General features: G+C 45.4%; 17 protein-coding genes. 10 read left to right on the plus strand and 7 right to left on the minus strand.

The features are described 5' to 3' along the window. Window positions 1-86: 86 nt before the first annotated feature. Window positions 87-605, plus strand: coding sequence for a general stress protein 18 (gene yfkM, locus CVV77_RS17565; RefSeq protein WP_100276061.1), 519 nt, complete (start codon window positions 87-89; stop codon window positions 603-605). Window positions 606-638: 33 nt separating this feature from the next. On the opposite strand, the gene CVV77_RS17570 is transcribed toward yfkM, so the two are convergent. Beyond that, the gene (locus tag CVV77_RS17570) at window positions 639-1,835 is read right to left on the minus strand and encodes an MFS transporter (RefSeq protein ID WP_100276062.1); all 1,197 of its coding nucleotides are present in this window, start codon (window positions 1,833-1,835) and stop codon (window positions 639-641) included. 204 nt (window positions 1,836-2,039) lie between these two features. Next, the gene (locus CVV77_RS17575) at window positions 2,040-2,255 is read right to left on the minus strand and encodes a DUF1128 domain-containing protein (RefSeq protein ID WP_003223104.1); all 216 of its coding nucleotides are present in this window, start codon (window positions 2,253-2,255) and stop codon (window positions 2,040-2,042) included. Between the two features lie 203 nt (window positions 2,256-2,458). Here CVV77_RS17575 and yfkJ point away from each other — a divergent pair, with 203 nt between their 5' ends. The 3 genes from yfkJ to CVV77_RS17590 are packed head-to-tail and all read left to right on the plus strand — an operon-like array spanning window position 2,459 to window position 4,118. Continuing rightward, the gene (gene yfkJ, locus CVV77_RS17580; RefSeq protein WP_100276063.1) at window positions 2,459-2,929 is read left to right on the plus strand and encodes a protein-tyrosine-phosphatase; all 471 of its coding nucleotides are present in this window, start codon (window positions 2,459-2,461) and stop codon (window positions 2,927-2,929) included. 17 nt (window positions 2,930-2,946) lie between these two features. Continuing rightward, window positions 2,947-3,267, plus strand: a complete 321-nt coding sequence (locus CVV77_RS17585) for a hypothetical protein (RefSeq protein ID WP_088111325.1) — start codon at window positions 2,947-2,949, stop codon at window positions 3,265-3,267. Window positions 3,268-3,290: 23 nt separating this feature from the next. Beyond that, entirely contained in the window at window positions 3,291-4,118 is an 828-nt protein-coding gene (locus CVV77_RS17590; protein WP_100276064.1) for a YihY family inner membrane protein, read from the plus strand. 198 nt (window positions 4,119-4,316) lie between these two features. On the opposite strand, the gene CVV77_RS17595 is transcribed toward CVV77_RS17590, so the two are convergent. Further along, entirely contained in the window at window positions 4,317-5,492 is a 1,176-nt protein-coding gene (locus CVV77_RS17595; RefSeq protein ID WP_100276065.1) for an MFS transporter, read from the minus strand. Between the two features lie 168 nt (window positions 5,493-5,660). Between CVV77_RS17595 and cax the strand changes: the two genes are divergently transcribed. Together cax and CVV77_RS17605 are read left to right on the plus strand one after the other, a co-directional pair. Beyond that, window positions 5,661-6,716, plus strand: a complete 1,056-nt coding sequence (cax, locus tag CVV77_RS17600) for a calcium/proton exchanger (RefSeq protein WP_003239837.1) — start codon at window positions 5,661-5,663, stop codon at window positions 6,714-6,716. 69 nt (window positions 6,717-6,785) lie between these two features. After that, on the plus strand, window positions 6,786-7,580 hold the full coding sequence (locus CVV77_RS17605; protein WP_080010751.1) for a YfkD famly protein: 795 nt from the start codon (window positions 6,786-6,788) through the stop codon (window positions 7,578-7,580). A 38-nt stretch (window positions 7,581-7,618) separates the two neighbouring features. Here CVV77_RS17605 and mscC read toward each other — a convergent pair whose 3' ends face one another. Both mscC and yfkAB read right to left on the minus strand, forming a co-directional pair. Next, the gene (gene mscC, locus CVV77_RS17610) at window positions 7,619-8,461 is read right to left on the minus strand and encodes a mechanosensitive ion channel protein MscC (RefSeq protein ID WP_100276066.1); all 843 of its coding nucleotides are present in this window, start codon (window positions 8,459-8,461) and stop codon (window positions 7,619-7,621) included. Next, window positions 8,462-9,583 carry a radical SAM/CxCxxxxC motif protein YfkAB gene (gene yfkAB, locus CVV77_RS17615; protein WP_019257789.1) on the minus strand — a complete coding sequence of 374 codons (1,122 nt, stop codon included), beginning with the start codon at window positions 9,581-9,583 and terminating at the stop codon, window positions 8,462-8,464. A gap of 145 nt (window positions 9,584-9,728) precedes the next feature. Here yfkAB and CVV77_RS17620 point away from each other — a divergent pair, with 145 nt between their 5' ends. Further along, entirely contained in the window at window positions 9,729-9,914 is a 186-nt protein-coding gene (locus CVV77_RS17620; RefSeq protein WP_003239829.1) for an SE1561 family protein, read from the plus strand. A 98-nt stretch (window positions 9,915-10,012) separates the two neighbouring features. Further along, on the plus strand, window positions 10,013-10,804 hold the full coding sequence (pdaA, locus tag CVV77_RS17625) for a delta-lactam-biosynthetic de-N-acetylase (RefSeq protein WP_060398171.1): 792 nt from the start codon (window positions 10,013-10,015) through the stop codon (window positions 10,802-10,804). Window positions 10,805-10,841: 37 nt separating this feature from the next. Here pdaA and CVV77_RS17630 read toward each other — a convergent pair whose 3' ends face one another. Continuing rightward, window positions 10,842-11,702 (minus strand): NAD(P)-dependent oxidoreductase, encoded by an 861-nt coding sequence (locus CVV77_RS17630; protein WP_100276067.1) that lies wholly within the window; start codon window positions 11,700-11,702, stop codon window positions 10,842-10,844. Window positions 11,703-11,785: 83 nt separating this feature from the next. Next, window positions 11,786-12,745, minus strand: a complete 960-nt coding sequence (corA, locus tag CVV77_RS17635; RefSeq protein WP_060398173.1) for a magnesium/cobalt transporter CorA — start codon at window positions 12,743-12,745, stop codon at window positions 11,786-11,788. 118 nt (window positions 12,746-12,863) lie between these two features. On the opposite strand from corA, the gene CVV77_RS17640 reads away from it, so the two are divergent. Both CVV77_RS17640 and rlmD read left to right on the plus strand, forming a co-directional pair. Then, window positions 12,864-13,727, plus strand: coding sequence for a DNA-3-methyladenine glycosylase family protein (locus CVV77_RS17640; RefSeq protein ID WP_019257793.1), 864 nt, complete (start codon window positions 12,864-12,866; stop codon window positions 13,725-13,727). Window positions 13,728-13,840: 113 nt separating this feature from the next. Continuing rightward, window positions 13,841-15,241, plus strand: coding sequence for a 23S rRNA (uracil(1939)-C(5))-methyltransferase RlmD (gene rlmD / locus CVV77_RS17645; protein WP_100276068.1), 1,401 nt, complete (start codon window positions 13,841-13,843; stop codon window positions 15,239-15,241). Window positions 15,242-16,401 lie beyond the last annotated feature (1,160 nt).

Genomic DNA, 16,401 nt, shown 5'->3' on the forward strand with positions numbered 1-16,401 from the left:
CACTTGTCAGGTCTGCGGAATGTTTATTTTAGTGTGGCTGGGGTAGAGTGTTTTATGTAGTCATATTAAGCGGGAGGTTATGAATGATGGGGAAAAACATTGCAGTTGTTTTGACAGATTATTTTGAGGACAGCGAGTACACGGAACCTGCGAAAGCCTTTAAAGAAGCGGGACATGAACTGACTGTCATCGAAAATGAAAAAGGAAAAACAGTAAAAGGCAAGCAGGGGAACGCGGAAGTGACGGTTGACGCGTCCATTGATGACGTAAACCCTTCAGACTTTGATGCGCTTTTGATTCCCGGAGGATTTTCACCAGACCAGCTTCGCGCTGATGACCGTTTCGTCCAGTTTACAAAAGCGTTTATGACTGACAAAAAACCGGTATTCGCCATTTGCCACGGCCCGCAGCTCTTAATCAACGCGAAAGCGCTCGATGGCCGAAAAGCAACAGGCTATACGTCCATTCGTGTTGACATGGAAAATGCGGGTGCCGACGTTGTGGATCAGGAAGTGGTCGTTTGCCAACATCAATTGGTCACAAGCCGCACACCGGATGATATTCCGGCATTTAACCGCGAATCTCTCACATTGCTTGAGAAATAAGAAAAACGGACGCCCGGGGCGTCCGTTTTTTATTTAATTACGGCTTGGAGCAGCCGTCAGTTTTTTGTATCTATAATACAAAAAGGCGGCTGCAGCTGTTCCGATAACTGCTATGCCGAAGTCGAACATAAAAATATGGGCGATGCCTCCCGCTTTTGCGATAAGCCCGGTGGCAATCGGCAGCAGAATAGACGCGATGCTTGAAGCGGTCGCTACAATTCCGGTAACAGTTCCTTTTCGCTTCCAGAAAAGCTCTGTCATTAATGTAATGGTAATTTGAAACACACCCGCGGTTGAAAACCCTAAGAAAAAGGCGGTGATGTCCAGCACAACTGGCACATGAACCGTCAGCATGACTGCGAGCGTACATAAAGTAATAACAGGGTATAAGAGCGTAATCATGACTGGCTTTACCCATCTGTTCAGCAAAACGGCTAATAATAAAACGGATGTCAGAGATCCTATACTGTAATAGCTCAGCAATTGCACGGATGCTGATTCAGCTAGACCGGCAGCCTTTTGCGCGTAGCTCGGGAGCCAGATTTGAGAAACGGTAAATAAAGCCGTTGATGTAAAACCGATAATGATCAGTGCGGTGCCTTCTTTCTGAAAAACGGGTTCAGACAAGAAAGCGGGAGATTCCTGTTGGCCGCTGCTAGTTGGCATCTTCTGTCTCTTAGGAAACGAAAGCGTTGATAAATAAACGATATTCAGCGCATAGACTGCTGCCGGGAGATAAAAAGCAAATCCGTAAAACAAGCTGTGGTCTGATAAAAATGTGATCAAGAGCGGCAAAAGTGTAGCCCCGACAGACATAAAGGCTTTGACCAAGACATTCGCCGAGCCGGAAGCTGCCGGGAAGAGCTCGGTTAATGCCGGATAGGTTCCGGCGTCCATCGCTGAATTAGCGACTCCGGCTAATAAGGCGAACACAAACGCCAATTCATAGCTCGGTGATAAAGGAATACCGACTAAAAAGACGGCCATAATTCCTGCAGAAGCGACAACAAGCGGCTTTCTTCCGATTTTATCTGATAAAACGCCGGAAATGCCGTATGTCAGCAGCTTGCCGAATCCAATAGCGGCAATGACATAACTGATGCCGGTCGGGTCTGTATTCCACTGTTTCGTTAAAGAGGACATATTGGATGCGAGAATGATATTGACCATTCCGAGAAAGAAGTAGTTGATATACATTCCGGATGCTGTTTTGATAGATGTCGTTTTCATGCTTGTACTCCTTCAAATCTTTTTCGAACATTTGCTGTTTGATGTTATAAACAGGCATGTCTTGGCCCGTCCGATATTGGAAAGCAAGGGCGCCCTGTTTCATGTTTGGCAGTCTGTATTTCTTAATTCATGACGCCTATCTTAAGGAAAATTGGTTTTGAGGCAATGATAAAAAAGACTCGCCGAGTTTTCGGCCAGTCTTCATTATTTACGAAGTGAGGCTAGTTCTTGAGCAATCGCCTGCATTTCACTTGGGCTGAATGATTGTTTTTTCATCACCATGCTGTGAAGGTACGTGAGGTCTTCGATCTTTTCATCACTGAAATCCTCCGCTTTAATCACGCCGACGTTCAGCATGTTCAGTTTTTGGGAAATCTCTTCAATCATTTGAGTTAACGTTTCTGTATTTGGGCTGGACAAATGGTTCCATCCTTTCTTTGCGCGTTATTGGGTATGTTTTATTCTAACAGAATTCGATCAGAAAAAAACCCTATTCTAAGAGCTGGCTGTTGATTTCAAAAAAGTGGAGACATCAGTTGAAAAGGAAATGAACATCCTACTAAGATATTGATGAAGGTTTCTTTTTAGAGAAATATGGGCAAAGAATAGGGAGGTTGTGCAACATGATAAGCGTGTTATTTGTTTGTTTAGGAAACATTTGCCGGTCTCCGATGGCGGAAGCGATTTTTCGGGACTTGGCAGCCAAAAAAGGATTAGAGGGGAAAATCAAGACGGATTCAGCCGGTATCGGCGGCTGGCACATCGGCGATCCACCGCATGAAGGAACGCAGGAGATATTGCAGAGAGAAGGAATCAGCTTTGAGGGCATGCTGGCGCGTCAAGTCAGCGAACAGGATCTGGCCGATTTTGATTACATCATTGCGATGGACGCAGAAAATATCGGGAGCCTCAGAAGCATGGCGGGTTTTAAGAACACCTCGCATATCAAAAGGCTCTTGGACTTTGTTGAAGATTCAGACCTTGCCGACGTACCCGATCCTTACTACACAGGGAACTTTGAAGAGGTCTGCCAACTAATCAAATCGGGCTGTGAGCATCTGCTTGCATCCATTCAAAAAGAAAAACAATTGTGAGTGAAAGGAGAATTTGCATGAACAACGAACGTTTGATGCTGAAAGGTATATTTCTCGGAGCTGCGGCAGGCGCGGCGTTATCGCTGCTCCATAAGCCGACAAGACAGGCATGCGGCATGAGATGGCTGACATGCAAGCATAAACTTTCACTGTACAAAAGCAATCCGGAACTGTTGAAAAACACCGTCATCACAAAAGTGGATGAGGCTAAGAAGCTGGCACAAACGCTGTCAAAGGAAGTCGACTTTGTGAATCAGCAGGTGAAAGAACTGAAGAAAACAACGCCGCAAGTGATGGAGCTCGTACAACAAACGAAAGAGCATTTTACAAAAAAATAATCAAACATGCGAGGTGAGACGACATGAATTTTTTAAAAGAGCTTTTCAGCAGATATACCCTTCATGAAGGGCAAAGCAAATCAGCGGAGCTGGCGTATTTTTTTCTATTGTCGTTGTTCCCGTTTTTGATTTTTATGCTGACGCTCACCGCGTATCTTCCGCTTTCTACCGATGATGTTCTGGGAGTTGTCGAACAATATGCTCCCGCCAGTGCGATGTCCCTCGTTGAATCCATTACCTATCAAACCTTAAATAATCGAAATGGCGGTTTGCTGTCATTCGGGATTATCGCGGCTTTATGGTCTGCGTCTAATGGAATGAACGCCATCGTCCGATCGTTAAATCATGCGTATGATGTGGAGGAAAACCGCTCTTTTATCATTGTTCGTCTAACCTCAATTTTTCTGACAATCGCCATGGTATTTACCATTTTAGTGGCTTTGCTTCTGCCGGTATTCGGCCGGCAGATCGGGATGCTTGCTTCAGACTTTGTCGGTGCGTCGGATCTGTTTTTATCCGTTTGGGAGGCGGTTCGCTGGGGTGTCAGCCCGCTTGTGCTGCTGATCGTTTTTTCCGCATTGTATGTCATCGCACCGAACAAAAAGCTCTCCCTCCGCTTTGTCATGCCGGGTGCGGTGTTTGCGACCATCGGCTGGATCGTTGTCAGCACTTTGTTTTCATTTTACGTCAGTACGTTTGCAAATTATAGCGCCACATATGGAAGCATTGGGGGAATCATCGTTCTGATGATTTGGTTTTACTTAAGCGGCATATTAATTATCCTAGGGGGAGAAATCAACGCTCTTTTACATAAACGTAAAAAGCTTCCTGATGAAAATCCCTATTATTAGCGCACCCTATAAACGAACTTCGGTTCAAAAAGATGTCGGGGGGCTATCGTGATGACCAAACATACGAAAAAAGGCGGAAGCCACAATAAACAAAATTCGAAAAGCAAATCGAGCAATAAAACAAGCGGAAGCGCCAACGGACAAAACGGCTATCATTAGTATAAAAGCCTCCTGACGTCATGTCAGGAGGCTTTTTGATTAGGAAGATGAAGAATAAGTCTCAGCCGGTGACCAGCTTTTGGGTTTGCCCAGGACAAGGGCCAGCCATACAGCGCTAAGTGTAAGGGTAATGAAATAAAACAAGTTTGCGCTTTCAAATGTCTGCATATACCAGCCGCCGGCAATCGGGCCAAGGATGCTGCCGAGACTGAATGTAATGCCGCAAAGCAGGTTCCCCGCCGGCAGCAGGTGGGGCGGAAGAAGATCTGTCATATAGCTGATGCCAAGTGTAAAGGTTGATCCGACTGCCATTCCCGCTATAAAAAAGGAGCAGCCGATCACGAAAGGCAAAGGGAATACGCCGGCGATGAAAAAGCAGAGCGCCCCTGTCAGTAAAATGACAAGCAGCACATTCCGCCGCCCATATTTATCGCTGAGGATGCCGAGCGGAAACTGAAAAATAATGCTACCAATCGCAAAAGCGGGAAGGATCAGCGCCACTGCATCTACTGTTATTCCCAGCCGGAGCGCGTACACCGGAAAGCTTCCGTTTAGGGCCGTCTCCAAAAAGCCGTAGCCGAATGTAGGCATAAAGGCAACCCATCCAAACAGCATGGCTTGATAAAACCGCCTGAAACTATTGTCTGATTTGGTTTCGTAAGGAATGGTTTCCGGGTATGCATTTTGTAGAAAGAAAACAAAAAGCCACGCAAACAGACTGAAGCAGCCGGACACGATAAAAGGCAGCGCCGGGCTCAGCTTGACAAGCGGAACCATGAACGGGCCCGCGGCAAAGCCAAGACCGAAGGAAAGCCCGTAAATCGACAGGTTTCTTCCGCGGTTTTGTTTCGATGACATGGAGGTCACCCACGTTTGCGTAGAAAAGTGAAGCATGTGGTCGCCGATTCCGATAAACAGGCGAAGCAGGAACCAGATCCAAACCGACTGAAGCCAAACAAATCCGAACAAGCTTACAATCACAATGCTTCCGCCAATGACGATCAGCGGCTTGAATCCGAGCTTTCTGAGCGGCGCCTCCATAAACGGTGAAGCTAAAAGCACGCCGATGTACAGTCCGGTCGCGTGCAGGCCGTTGATGGCGGCCGATTCCCCATTTGTTTCAAAAATGATCGAGATGACAGGCAGCAGCATGCCTTGTGAAAACCCGGAAATGGAAACGAGCAAAACAAGAATAAAGAAATGAAATCGTGACATCGCGTTTGTTCTCCTTATGTGGAATCTATGTTGATCGTACAATGATTTCCAAAAGCAGGCAACCTGAAAAAAGCCTATATCACAGGTAAACATTTGACCTCGTGTAATCATGATGATTTTTGTGAAGAATAAAAATAAAACAAGTCATATAAAAGGAGCCAACTCACCATGAATCGTATCTTTTTTATTTTAGTAGCTGCGGGAATTCCGCTTTCTGTGATCGGCAGTTTCATGCATTGGCCTTCTGCCATTCTCTTTGCAGTGTATTGCATAACGATTATCGCACTTGCAAGCTATATGGGGAGGGCGACAGAAGCGCTGTCCATCATCGCAGGCCCGCGAATCGGCGGTCTTTTAAACGCCACCTTCGGGAATGCGGTTGAGCTGATTATTTCCCTTTTTGCATTAAAGGAAGGCCTGACCGGAATCGTGCTTGCCTCTTTAACCGGTTCAGTGCTGGGGAACCTGCTGCTGGTAGCGGGCCTATCGTTTTTTGTCGGCGGTTTAAAATATAAGCGGCAGGAATTCAATATCCATGATGCACGCCATAATTCCGGTCTTTTGATTTTTGCCATCATTGTCGCTTTCGTGATTCCTGAGGTATTCTCCGTTGGTATGGGCGACGTGAGCAAGCTCAATTTAAGCATCGGCATCAGCATCATTTTGATTCTGTTGTATGTGGCGGCTCTATACTTTAAGCTCGTCACGCACCGCGGTGTTTATCAGCCGAATCATGCTGCCCAGCATGTGGAAGAGGAGGAGCCGGAATGGTCAGGGAAGGTTGCCACGATTGTTTTGTTTGCCGCAACGATTGCTGTGGCATACATATCCGAAAACCTGGTGCACACATTCCACTCGGTGGCTGAGCAGTTCGGCTGGAGTGAGCTGTTTATCGGGGTCATTATCGTTGCGATTGTCGGTAATGCCGCGGAGCACGCATCAGCCATCATCATGGCCTATAAAAATAAAATGGACATTGCGGTTGAAATCGCAGTCGGTTCCACGCTGCAAATTGCTATGTTTGTCGCACCGGTTCTCGTCATCTGTTCCATCTTTTTCCCGGTAAGCATGCCGCTTGTGTTTACACTGCCGGAGCTCGTGGCGATGGTATCATCAGTTCTCTTGATGATCGCCATTTCGAATGACGGTGATTCCAACTGGTTTGAAGGGGCGACACTGCTTGCCGCATATATCATTATGGCGATCGGCTTTTTCCTTCTTTAACCAAAAAAATGATGGATAACAATAAAGCGGGATGAAAAGACTAAGGGAAAATGCCATAGAAAGAGTGATATGATGAAAAAGCTATTTCATTCCACACTTATTGTGTTGTTATTCTTTGGTTTTTTCGGCGTTCAGCCCATCCACGCGGAAAAGCAGTTTAAGGTTCCTAATTCTGTCGCAAGCATTTCAAAGGAAAATACGTATCCAAATGCTTCACAGGATCAGCCGATGCTTCAGCCGAGCAAGCTGGCAAAGGAACTGCTCGATCATTCTGAGGTGAAGATTGAAAATCCGCACCTCATCAAAATGCTGAATGAATCCAACATATCCGGCACACCGCTTGCGGTCGGCTACCGGGCAACAATATTTCTCGGGAAATGGGCGCTCGGCTATGAATCAAATGAAACAGTTGCGAACTGGGAATATAAAAAAATCAACACAAACCGTGCAGATAACCGCGGCGGGAAAGAAACGGCTGAAATGCATTATGCCCAGGAACAGCAATACAAAGTAAAGGGCGGCCTGACAGCTAAGGTTCCAAATGCGGAAGATGTCAAAAGCATGATGATGCTGAAAGCGATGAAAAAAACGAACCTTCCGCTTGCATTTGATACAGTCGTCGGAGCGGGTACAAAGCGGGATCAGATTTATAAAGTCGCTCCTAAAAAACTCGGTTATTTAAATGCATATGCACCGGCTGTGAATGAAAAAGGAAAAGTGACTTACGGAGAAGTGTACTTAGTGCTGAAAGGGAATAAACGAAAACTTGTCGTGAAAAATGTCACGTCACAGGGTATCGGCGCCTGGATTCCGGTTCAAGACCACGTCACGTTTGGCTTTCAGCTTTCCTCACAGCCAAGATAAACAAAAAACTGATTCCAACTCGGAATCAGTTTTTTTATTTATTGCGTTCTCTCGATTCTGACCGCTTCCTCAAGCATTTGCACATTGTTTTGGTACAGCTGGCGAACGAGAACCCGTCTTACTGCAAGGCTGGCGCTGAAATAATCATCATCTTTTACCATGCCTTTTACCGTAAATTCGATGCCGCGATTGATTTTATTCAATGCGGTGATTCCGTGGATTTGAAACGGTTCTGTCGGATTGCCGAATTCATCCCGCTTCAATGAATCCCGAAGCTCTTCATTCAGCATGTCACATGCCTCTTCCAATACGCTGTACACGCGGTCCGGATCTTCTTTAAAGCTGATGAGAAAGGATTCGGTAATCCGCATAAAATCGATATTATAGTTCTCTATCTGCCTGACCTCGCCGTTGCTGATGGTGAGAAGCTTCCCGCTCCATTCCCGGATTTGCAGAGAGCGAAGGCCGATTTCTTCCACTGTCCCGTTAAACAAATTGTTGACGGTGACATAATCGCCTTTGTGCAGCTGGCGTTCATAAATTAAGAACACACCCGCCAGCACATCCTTAATCAGCGATTGGGCGCCAAAACCGATCACGATACCGGCCACGCCTGCCCCGGCTAAAATTTTGCCGAAATCATGCACAAATAAAGAAATAACGTAAAAGATAAAACCAATCGTCGCCGTATACTGGGTGACAGAACGGACAAGGCTTTCAATTGTTTTTTCTTTTCTTTCTTCAATAAAGTCCGTCCGTTTAAAAAATAGCTGCACCAATCGGTTGATGATAAAGACACCGATCCAAAGGATAACGGCAACGAGGAGAATATCGACGATTTTATTCTGAAAAATCTCCGTAAGTGTTTCTTCCATCCGCATCTAACTCCTGGCTTGACGTTTTGTGAAATCTGTATTCTGATAATAACTGTTTTTGACGAGAACATTCGGCCCGAGGCATCGGACATTCGGGCAGTGGCAATTCAGTTCTTTCGCAAGCTTGGTCTCTCTCCATTTTTCATAGGCGGAAGGGAGGCTGTCCGTCTGAATATTGCCAAGCGGCGGTGTATCGCCGAAATCGGTCACGATAATGTTTCCGTCGAAAATGTTCACATTCAGGCGGGAACGGCCGTCAGGGTCATTTCTCACCGTGACGTTTTTCGCCGCGCGAAGCCGGCGAAGCAGCTTTTGATCCTCTTCGTCTGAACTGCAGGCATAAAACGGAAGTGTCCCGAACAGCATCCACGTATTTTCATCACGAATATCCAGCAAGCGGTGAATGGCCTGTCTCATCTCTTTCAGGCTGAGAGATTCAAGAGCGCTTGCGAAATCGCTCGGATACATCGGATGGACTTCGTGACGCTGACATTTCATATCTTCTGTGATTTGGCGGTGAATATGCTCAATATGAGGAAGTGTGCGTTTATTCAGCATCGTTTCCGCAGATACCATTACCCCGGCTTCCACAAGCGTGCGGCTGTTTTCGATCATTTTTTCAAAATAACGCGCGCGCTGTTCGAAGGTGGGTTTTCTGTCCATCATGGCAAATCCGATCTCAGCAAAATCCTCAACTGTACCCCAGTTATGAGAAATATGAAGCACATCAAGATACGGAATAATCCATTCGTATCGTTCAATATCAAGGGTCAGGTTGGAATTGATCTGCGTCCGCACACCCCGTTCATGGGCGTATTTCAATAATGGAACGACATATTCCTTTACTGATTTTAACGAAAGCATCGGCTCTCCGCCTGTAATGCTGATGGACCTGAGGCGCGGGATTTCCTCCAGCCGTTTTAACAGAAGATCTATTGGCAGAGCATTCGGGTCTTTAGGCTGCAAGGTATAGCCTACAGCGCAATGCTCGCATCTCATATTGCACAGTGTCGTCGTTGTGAATTCAACGTTTGTCAGCTGCATTTCGCCATACTGCTCAACATCCATATAGGCTTCCCAAGGGTCAAACTCGGGTGTAATCGGACGCAGCTTCGTGTTTTGTGTCATGACTATCTAACTCCTTTATAAATGGGGCATACTAACGCTGCCAACAGTTAATTTTAGACCTGAATTGACAAGTTCGCAAGTAGCGGAGCGATTGAAAAACGGCAAAAAATGAGCTACCATAATAAAAAATGAATGGAGGAACACAATGGGGAACGCAGTAAACAATAAGGACCAGCAGCTAGATTATTTGAAGAACAGACTTGATATGTTTATGAACGTCATCGATTCATTAGACCCTGAAGCAACCGACGTTGAAGATATAGACAGGCTTATCAGCATGCTTGATGACCTGGAAGCCAAATACGAACGCTTTAAAAAAGATTGGGAATAAAACCGCGCATGCCGCGGTTTTTATATTGGCATAAAGCGTCAGTATAAAACAAAGCGCCTTTCTGTAAAATAAGAAAAAATCCAGAAGGAGCGCTGGCCATGAAGTGGATGTGTTCAATATGCTGCGCCGCCGTCTTGCTTGCCGGGGGCGCGGCACAGGCGGAAGCGGTGCCGAATGAGCCGATTAACTGGGGCTTTAAACGAAGTGTCAATCATCAGCCGCCTGATGCCGGGAAGCAGCTGAACAGTTTAATTGAAAAATATGACGCGTTTTATTTAGGCAATACAAAGGAAAAAACGATTTACTTAACGTTTGATAACGGCTATGAAAATGGCTATACGCCAAAAGTGCTTGATGTCTTAAAAAAACATCGCGTAACAGGAACATTTTTTGTCACAGGGCATTTCGTAAAGGATCAGCCTGAGCTGATCAAACGAATGTCAGATGAAGGCCATATTATCGGCAACCATTCCTTTCACCATCCGGATTTGACGAAAAAAACAGCTGACCAGATTCAAGACGAACTTGATTCCGTCAACGAAGAGGTCTATAAAATTACGGGAAAGCAGGACAACCTGTATCTCCGTCCACCCCGCGGCGTGTTCAGTGAGTATGTGCTGAAAGAAACGAAACGCTTAGGCTATCAAACCGTTTTCTGGTCGGTCGCTTTTGTTGATTGGAAAATCAACAACCAAAAAGGGAAGAAATATGCCTACGATCATATGATCAAGCAGGCGCATCCAGGAGCCATTTACCTGCTTCACACCGTATCGAGGGACAATGCCGAAGCTCTGGATGATGCGATCACAGATCTAAAAAAACAAGGCTATACATTTAAAAGCATTGATGATTTGATGTTTGAGAAAGAGATGAAGCTGCCGTCTTTGTAATAAGAAAGCCCCTCCTTAAACGGAGAGGCTTTTCTCATTATTTTATACATTTAATCAGTGCGGCCCAATCCAGATCTCCGAAGCCTTGTTCGATCCCGCTTTCAAAATGGCTCTTGGCCAGCTCGGCAAGAGGGAGGTTTGCAGAGACTCGTTCTGCGGCGGCGAGTGCCAGATTGGTATCCTTGAGACCTAAGGTCATTTTGAAACCGGCCGGCTCAAATTTCTGCTCGGCCATGATGGTTCCGTAATTTTGATAGACAGGAGAGCCAAAGAGCGCGCTGGCGATTTCTAAAAATTGTTTTTGTTCTAAGCCGTACTTTTCCATCAGTAAGAATGATTCAGATAATGCCTCAAGCATAGACACGAGCAAGAAATTGATGCTGATTTTGGCTGCATTTGCAGTCTTGCTTTCATCGCCGACGTCAAATACCTGCTGACTCAGGCTGTCAAGCAGAGGCTTGGCTGTTTGCTTTGCTTCCGCCGGTCCGGCTGTTATGATGCGGAGCGCGGCTTTGGCGGCGGCATCCGGCCTGCCGAGCACAGGAGCGGCGAGGAAGGATTGTCCTTTCTCCGCATGAGCTGCTGCGAGCTTTTCTGAGAACTCAACACTGATCGTGCTCATCGAGATGTGAATGCCGTTCTCTGCTAATCCTTCAATCAATCCGTCTTCTCCAAATGTCACGGCGCTGACAGAATCGTCATCTGAAAGCATCGTTATCACAATATCAGCGGACTCTGCCGCCTGTCGCGGCGTGTCAGCTGCCTGTGCGCCTTCTGATGCAAGTTCTTTCGTCTTTTGTTTCGTTCGGTTATAAACAGTCAATTTGTAGCCTGCTTGAAGCACGTTTCGGGCAATGGGCTGTCCCATATTGCCGAGTCCGATGACAGCGATTTTCAATCTGATCACTCCCTGAATATTTTTTCCATTATAAACAAAAGAACATGATCTGCCAACATAAAAAGAACAGCTTCACGCTGTCCTCATTTAAATATATTGAACCATCCTTTATGTACAAACCATATCAGCATCCCGATCACAAGCGCGGCCATCAGGCCGAGCACGGCAAAATATCCGTATTTCCAATGCAGCTCCGGCATGTTGTCGAAGTTCATGCCGTATACCCCGGCGATAAAGGTGAGCGGAATAAAAATGGTTGACACGATCGTCAGTGTCATCATAATCGCGTTCATCCGGTTTGAATTCAGTGTCACGTAGCTGTCGCGCAAGTCGGACGTCATGTCACGGTTGGATTCCACAATCTCAGACAATTTTAACAAATGATCGTATATGTCACTGAAGTAGGCTTTCGTTTCCCGCTGCTCTTTCACATGGTCTAGGCTTAGAATCCGATAGAGCAAATCACGCATTGGAATAATTGTCCGTCTCAAGTGCAAAAGGTCTGTCCTGAGATCAAACACCTCATTCATCAGTGTTCCGTACGTTTTGTGGGGCCGGCTTTCTTCAATTTCGTTTAGCCGGTCTTCAATTTTGTACACGAGAGGAAAATACTCATCAACAAGCTGATCCATGATCATATAAGAAATGTGCCCAGGCCCTTTTTTAAATATGTCGGGTGAAGCATACAATCGCTCCCGGACTTTGGCGATACCGGGTGTTTCGTGTAAATGAAAGGTGACGACAAATCTTTCGCCTTGAAAAATATCGACTTCTTCCATCTCAAGCGTTTCGTGGTTCAGCGCATGAATCACGTAAAAGCGATAGCCGTCATAATGGTCAAGCTTCGGCCGCTGCATATGCTGGAAGCAATCCTCTATGGCAAGCGGATGAAAATGAAAAAAATCTCTCAATAACGCCGTTTCCGTATCCTCCGGGCCGTAAAAATCAACCCAGTACCATGCAATATCAGGCTGTTCCACACGTTCGATCGGTATATTTTTCAGCAGCTGATGCTCTGTTGTAATTGCGGTAATGTTGATCATAAACAACCCTCCACCTGCCATTATATCATGCGGCCTTTATGAGAAAAGTATACGGTGATCTCTGCCTATTTCCAGCGGCGTGTTATACTGAACAAAAAACGGAAAAAGGGTGGATTGCATGTGGAAGGAAAACGTATCTGTTACGCCTCCGTACCATTTTGACCGGGTGTTGGACAGACTGTCTTTAGATCCCCTCAATGCGGTAGATAAAGAAGCGCGGGAAATCCGCGTGCCGATCAGAAATCAGGCGGGGGATGTGTGTATTGTGAAGGTACAGGCGTTAGGCCACGCGGCCGAGCCTGAGTTTCTCGTCAGCGGGGAAACGGATCAGGATGAGATGATGAAGGAAATCAAGCGGATTTTTCAATGGGAACATGATTTGCAGCACGTTCTCGCTCATTTTTCGAAAACGAGTCTGTCCGCCATTTTTGAAGAGCATGCGGGCACGCCGCTTGTACTGGACTACAGCGTGTACAACTGCATCATGAAATGCATCATCCACCAGCAGCTCAATCTTTCCTTCGCTTACACGCTAACAGAACGGTTTGTCCATGCTTTTGGCGAGCAGAAGGACGGCGTGTGGTGCTATCCAAATCCGGAAACGATTGCGGAACTCGATTATCAGGATCTGCGCGATCTGCAATTCAGCATGAGAAAAGCGGAATACGCCATTGATATATCAAAGATGATCGCAGAAGGCACGCTTAACTTGTCAGAGCTGCCGCAATTATCAGATGAAAAAATCATGAAGAAACTGATCAAAATCAGAGGCATCGGTCCGTGGACCGTGCAAAACGTCCTTATGTTCGGCCTTGGACGCCCTAATTTATTCCCGCTTGCCGATATCGGTCTCCAGAATGCGATCAAACGCCATTTTCAGCTGGACGATAAGCCGGCAAAGGATGTCATGCTAGCGATGAGCAAGGAGTGGGAGCCTTATTTAAGCTATGCGTCTCTGTATTTGTGGAGGAGTATCGAATAATTCATCTGACAATGAAGGAAATCCTGCAAACGTGTTATACTAGAAAGATGTGAAAAAACATTTCACTTTCTGCCATCTGCAGAAAGCTTCATTATAGAAACGGAGAGAACAACGTGAACCAACAAAAGAAACAGGGGCCCGTCGAACTGAAAGTCGGACAAACCTTTCCGCTGACGATTAAGCGTCTCGGTATTAACGGAGAAGGTGTCGGCTACTTTAAGAAAAAAGTCGTCTTTGTGCCCGGCGCGCTTCCTGGTGAAGAGGTTGTCGTGCAGGCCACAAAGGTTCAGCCGAAGTTTTCGGAGGGGCGCATTAAGAAGATCCGCAAATCGTCGGAGCACCGCGTGGCACCGCCTTGTCCTGTATATGAACAGTGCGGCGGCTGTCAGCTTCAACACCTTGCATACAGCCAGCAGCTTCGGGAAAAACGAGACATCGTCATTCAGTCGCTTGAGCGCCATACGAAGTTTAAAATAGAGAACATGGAAATCAAAGAAACGATCGGCATGGACAACCCGTGGAATTACCGCAACAAAAGCCAATTCCAAATCGGGCGCTCGCAAAGCGGCAGCATCATCGCCGGCTTATACGGCCTTGATTCTCATGATATTGTGCCGATTAAAGACTGCGTCGTCCAGCATCCGGCAACAAATAAAACAACAGGAATCGTCCGCCGCATTTTAGAGGATTTTAATGTGTCTGTTTATAATGAACGGAAGCGAAAAGGCGACGTTCGCACCATTGTGACGCGAGTCGGCTTTGAAACAGGCGAAGTGCAGGTCGTGCTTGTGACAGCAAAAGAAACGCTTCCGCACAAGGAAGAAATCGTCAAAGCGATCCAAAAGCGCCTGCCAGAGGTCAAATCCATTATCCAAAATGTAAACGGAGCGAAAACCTCTGTGATTTTCGGTGAGAAAACAAAACCGCTCGCCGGAAAAACAGTGATCCAAGAGGTGCTTGGAGACGTATCATTTGAACTGAGCGCCCGCGCTTTCTTCCAGCTCAATCCGGAGCAAACCGTCAAGCTGTATGACGAAGTGAAAAAAGCGGCGCAGCTGACCGGAAAAGAAAAAGTCGTTGACGCGTATTGCGGCGTCGGCACCATCGGCATGTGGGTGGCGGACGGAGCGAAGGAAGTCCGCGGCATGGACGTCATCAAGGAATCAATTGATGATGCCAAGAAAAACGCCAAAAAACACGGCATGACAAATTCCACATACGTAACAGGAACAGCTGAGCATTGGCTCCCGAAATGGACGAAAGAAGGCTTCCGTCCGGACGTCGTCATCGTCGACCCGCCAAGAACTGGCTGTGACACTACATTCCTGGACACGATCAAAAAAGTCAAACCGAAACGCTTTGTCTATGTATCCTGCAATCCATCCACGCTTGCAAAGGACTTGCAGGCGCTGTCAAAGGATTATCGCGTGGAATATATTCAGCCTGTGGATATGTTTCCGCAGACGGCTCATGTGGAAGCTGTGGCGAAGCTTGTATTGAAATCGTCTAACTAAAAAGAACATTTCCCATTCATAAAATAGTTTTCCTAATAAGACCTGGATTTCGGTAAAATAAACAATTCCGATTTCCGGGTCTTTTTCGTGCGCAGCCCTTGTCCTAACTGTCTTTTCTCAATTTTATCTTCCTTCTCATTCTCGGAGATCTTTATTTTAACTGGCGAAAAGAATTGAAAAAACGTGTTGAAAAGCGGGTGAAAAACAGCCGATTTTGAACAGAAAAAGTATGAAAATGGGGGTTCGGTAGGAAAAGTCTATTTTAACTCGAACGTAGTACTCTGTCTTAAATAGGGCTGCTGTAGCAGTTACTATTGGAGCGCTACACTTGTCCCTAAAGTAGGTTCATATCCCTTTCGAAAGCCTAGTGACTTACTAGCGATCTCTATCTTCTTTATCTTTTTTGATAAGAAAGTAGGTAAACTTAAATTAATTATGTTATATCATCGCCCATGGAAGTCTTGTGTATTATCTTCAACTGGAATAAAAGACTCTTCAGTATCTACAATAATCGATTACTCCTCAATATCTTTGATTGCTGAAAATAGGCTTAAATTTGTTTCTATATTTCTGAACCTTGTTTATTGTCGATTCACTTACTTTTGAGTCGAGGTTAATTATGATAGAGTCATCATTATTTGATTCTTCAGTATGAGCGCTTATAGGCTGTAAACTGGCAAATATGAAAACCATCGAAATTCTTCATTTTTTACATACTCCATTTCCTTTATATATTTTATTAAATAGATAAGATTGTATATAATTTATCCCTCTTCCTATAAGCAAAACTTTAAATGTTTATGTTTCTAATTAGCAGTTATTTAACCGGAAAAATTTCCTTCCAGTATGATTAAAATACATGAGTAGAATGATTTAAAATCATAGATGTATTTTTCATAATTTGTAAAATTATATATTGACTTGCAGTTATCACGTGTGAAATATTGATTATAGGAATATAAGGAAAGGTATGGCGTATATCATTTCAAGAGTCATTCGATTTAAAAAGTTGAAACATTGTAATAAATGAAAGAGGTGAAAATGATGGCCAACCCCATTTTAAAATGAATAACGTATGAGCACTACAACAATTAAATAATAGTGCCGAGACGATAACAACTATTACAGTAATACCTACAATGGTTATATCCTTGCGACAA

Origin of the sequence: Bacillus sp. SN1 (assembly GCF_002796895.1) — a bacterium.
GTDB classification, from domain to species: Bacteria; Bacillota; Bacilli; order Bacillales; family Bacillaceae; genus Bacillus; species Bacillus inaquosorum.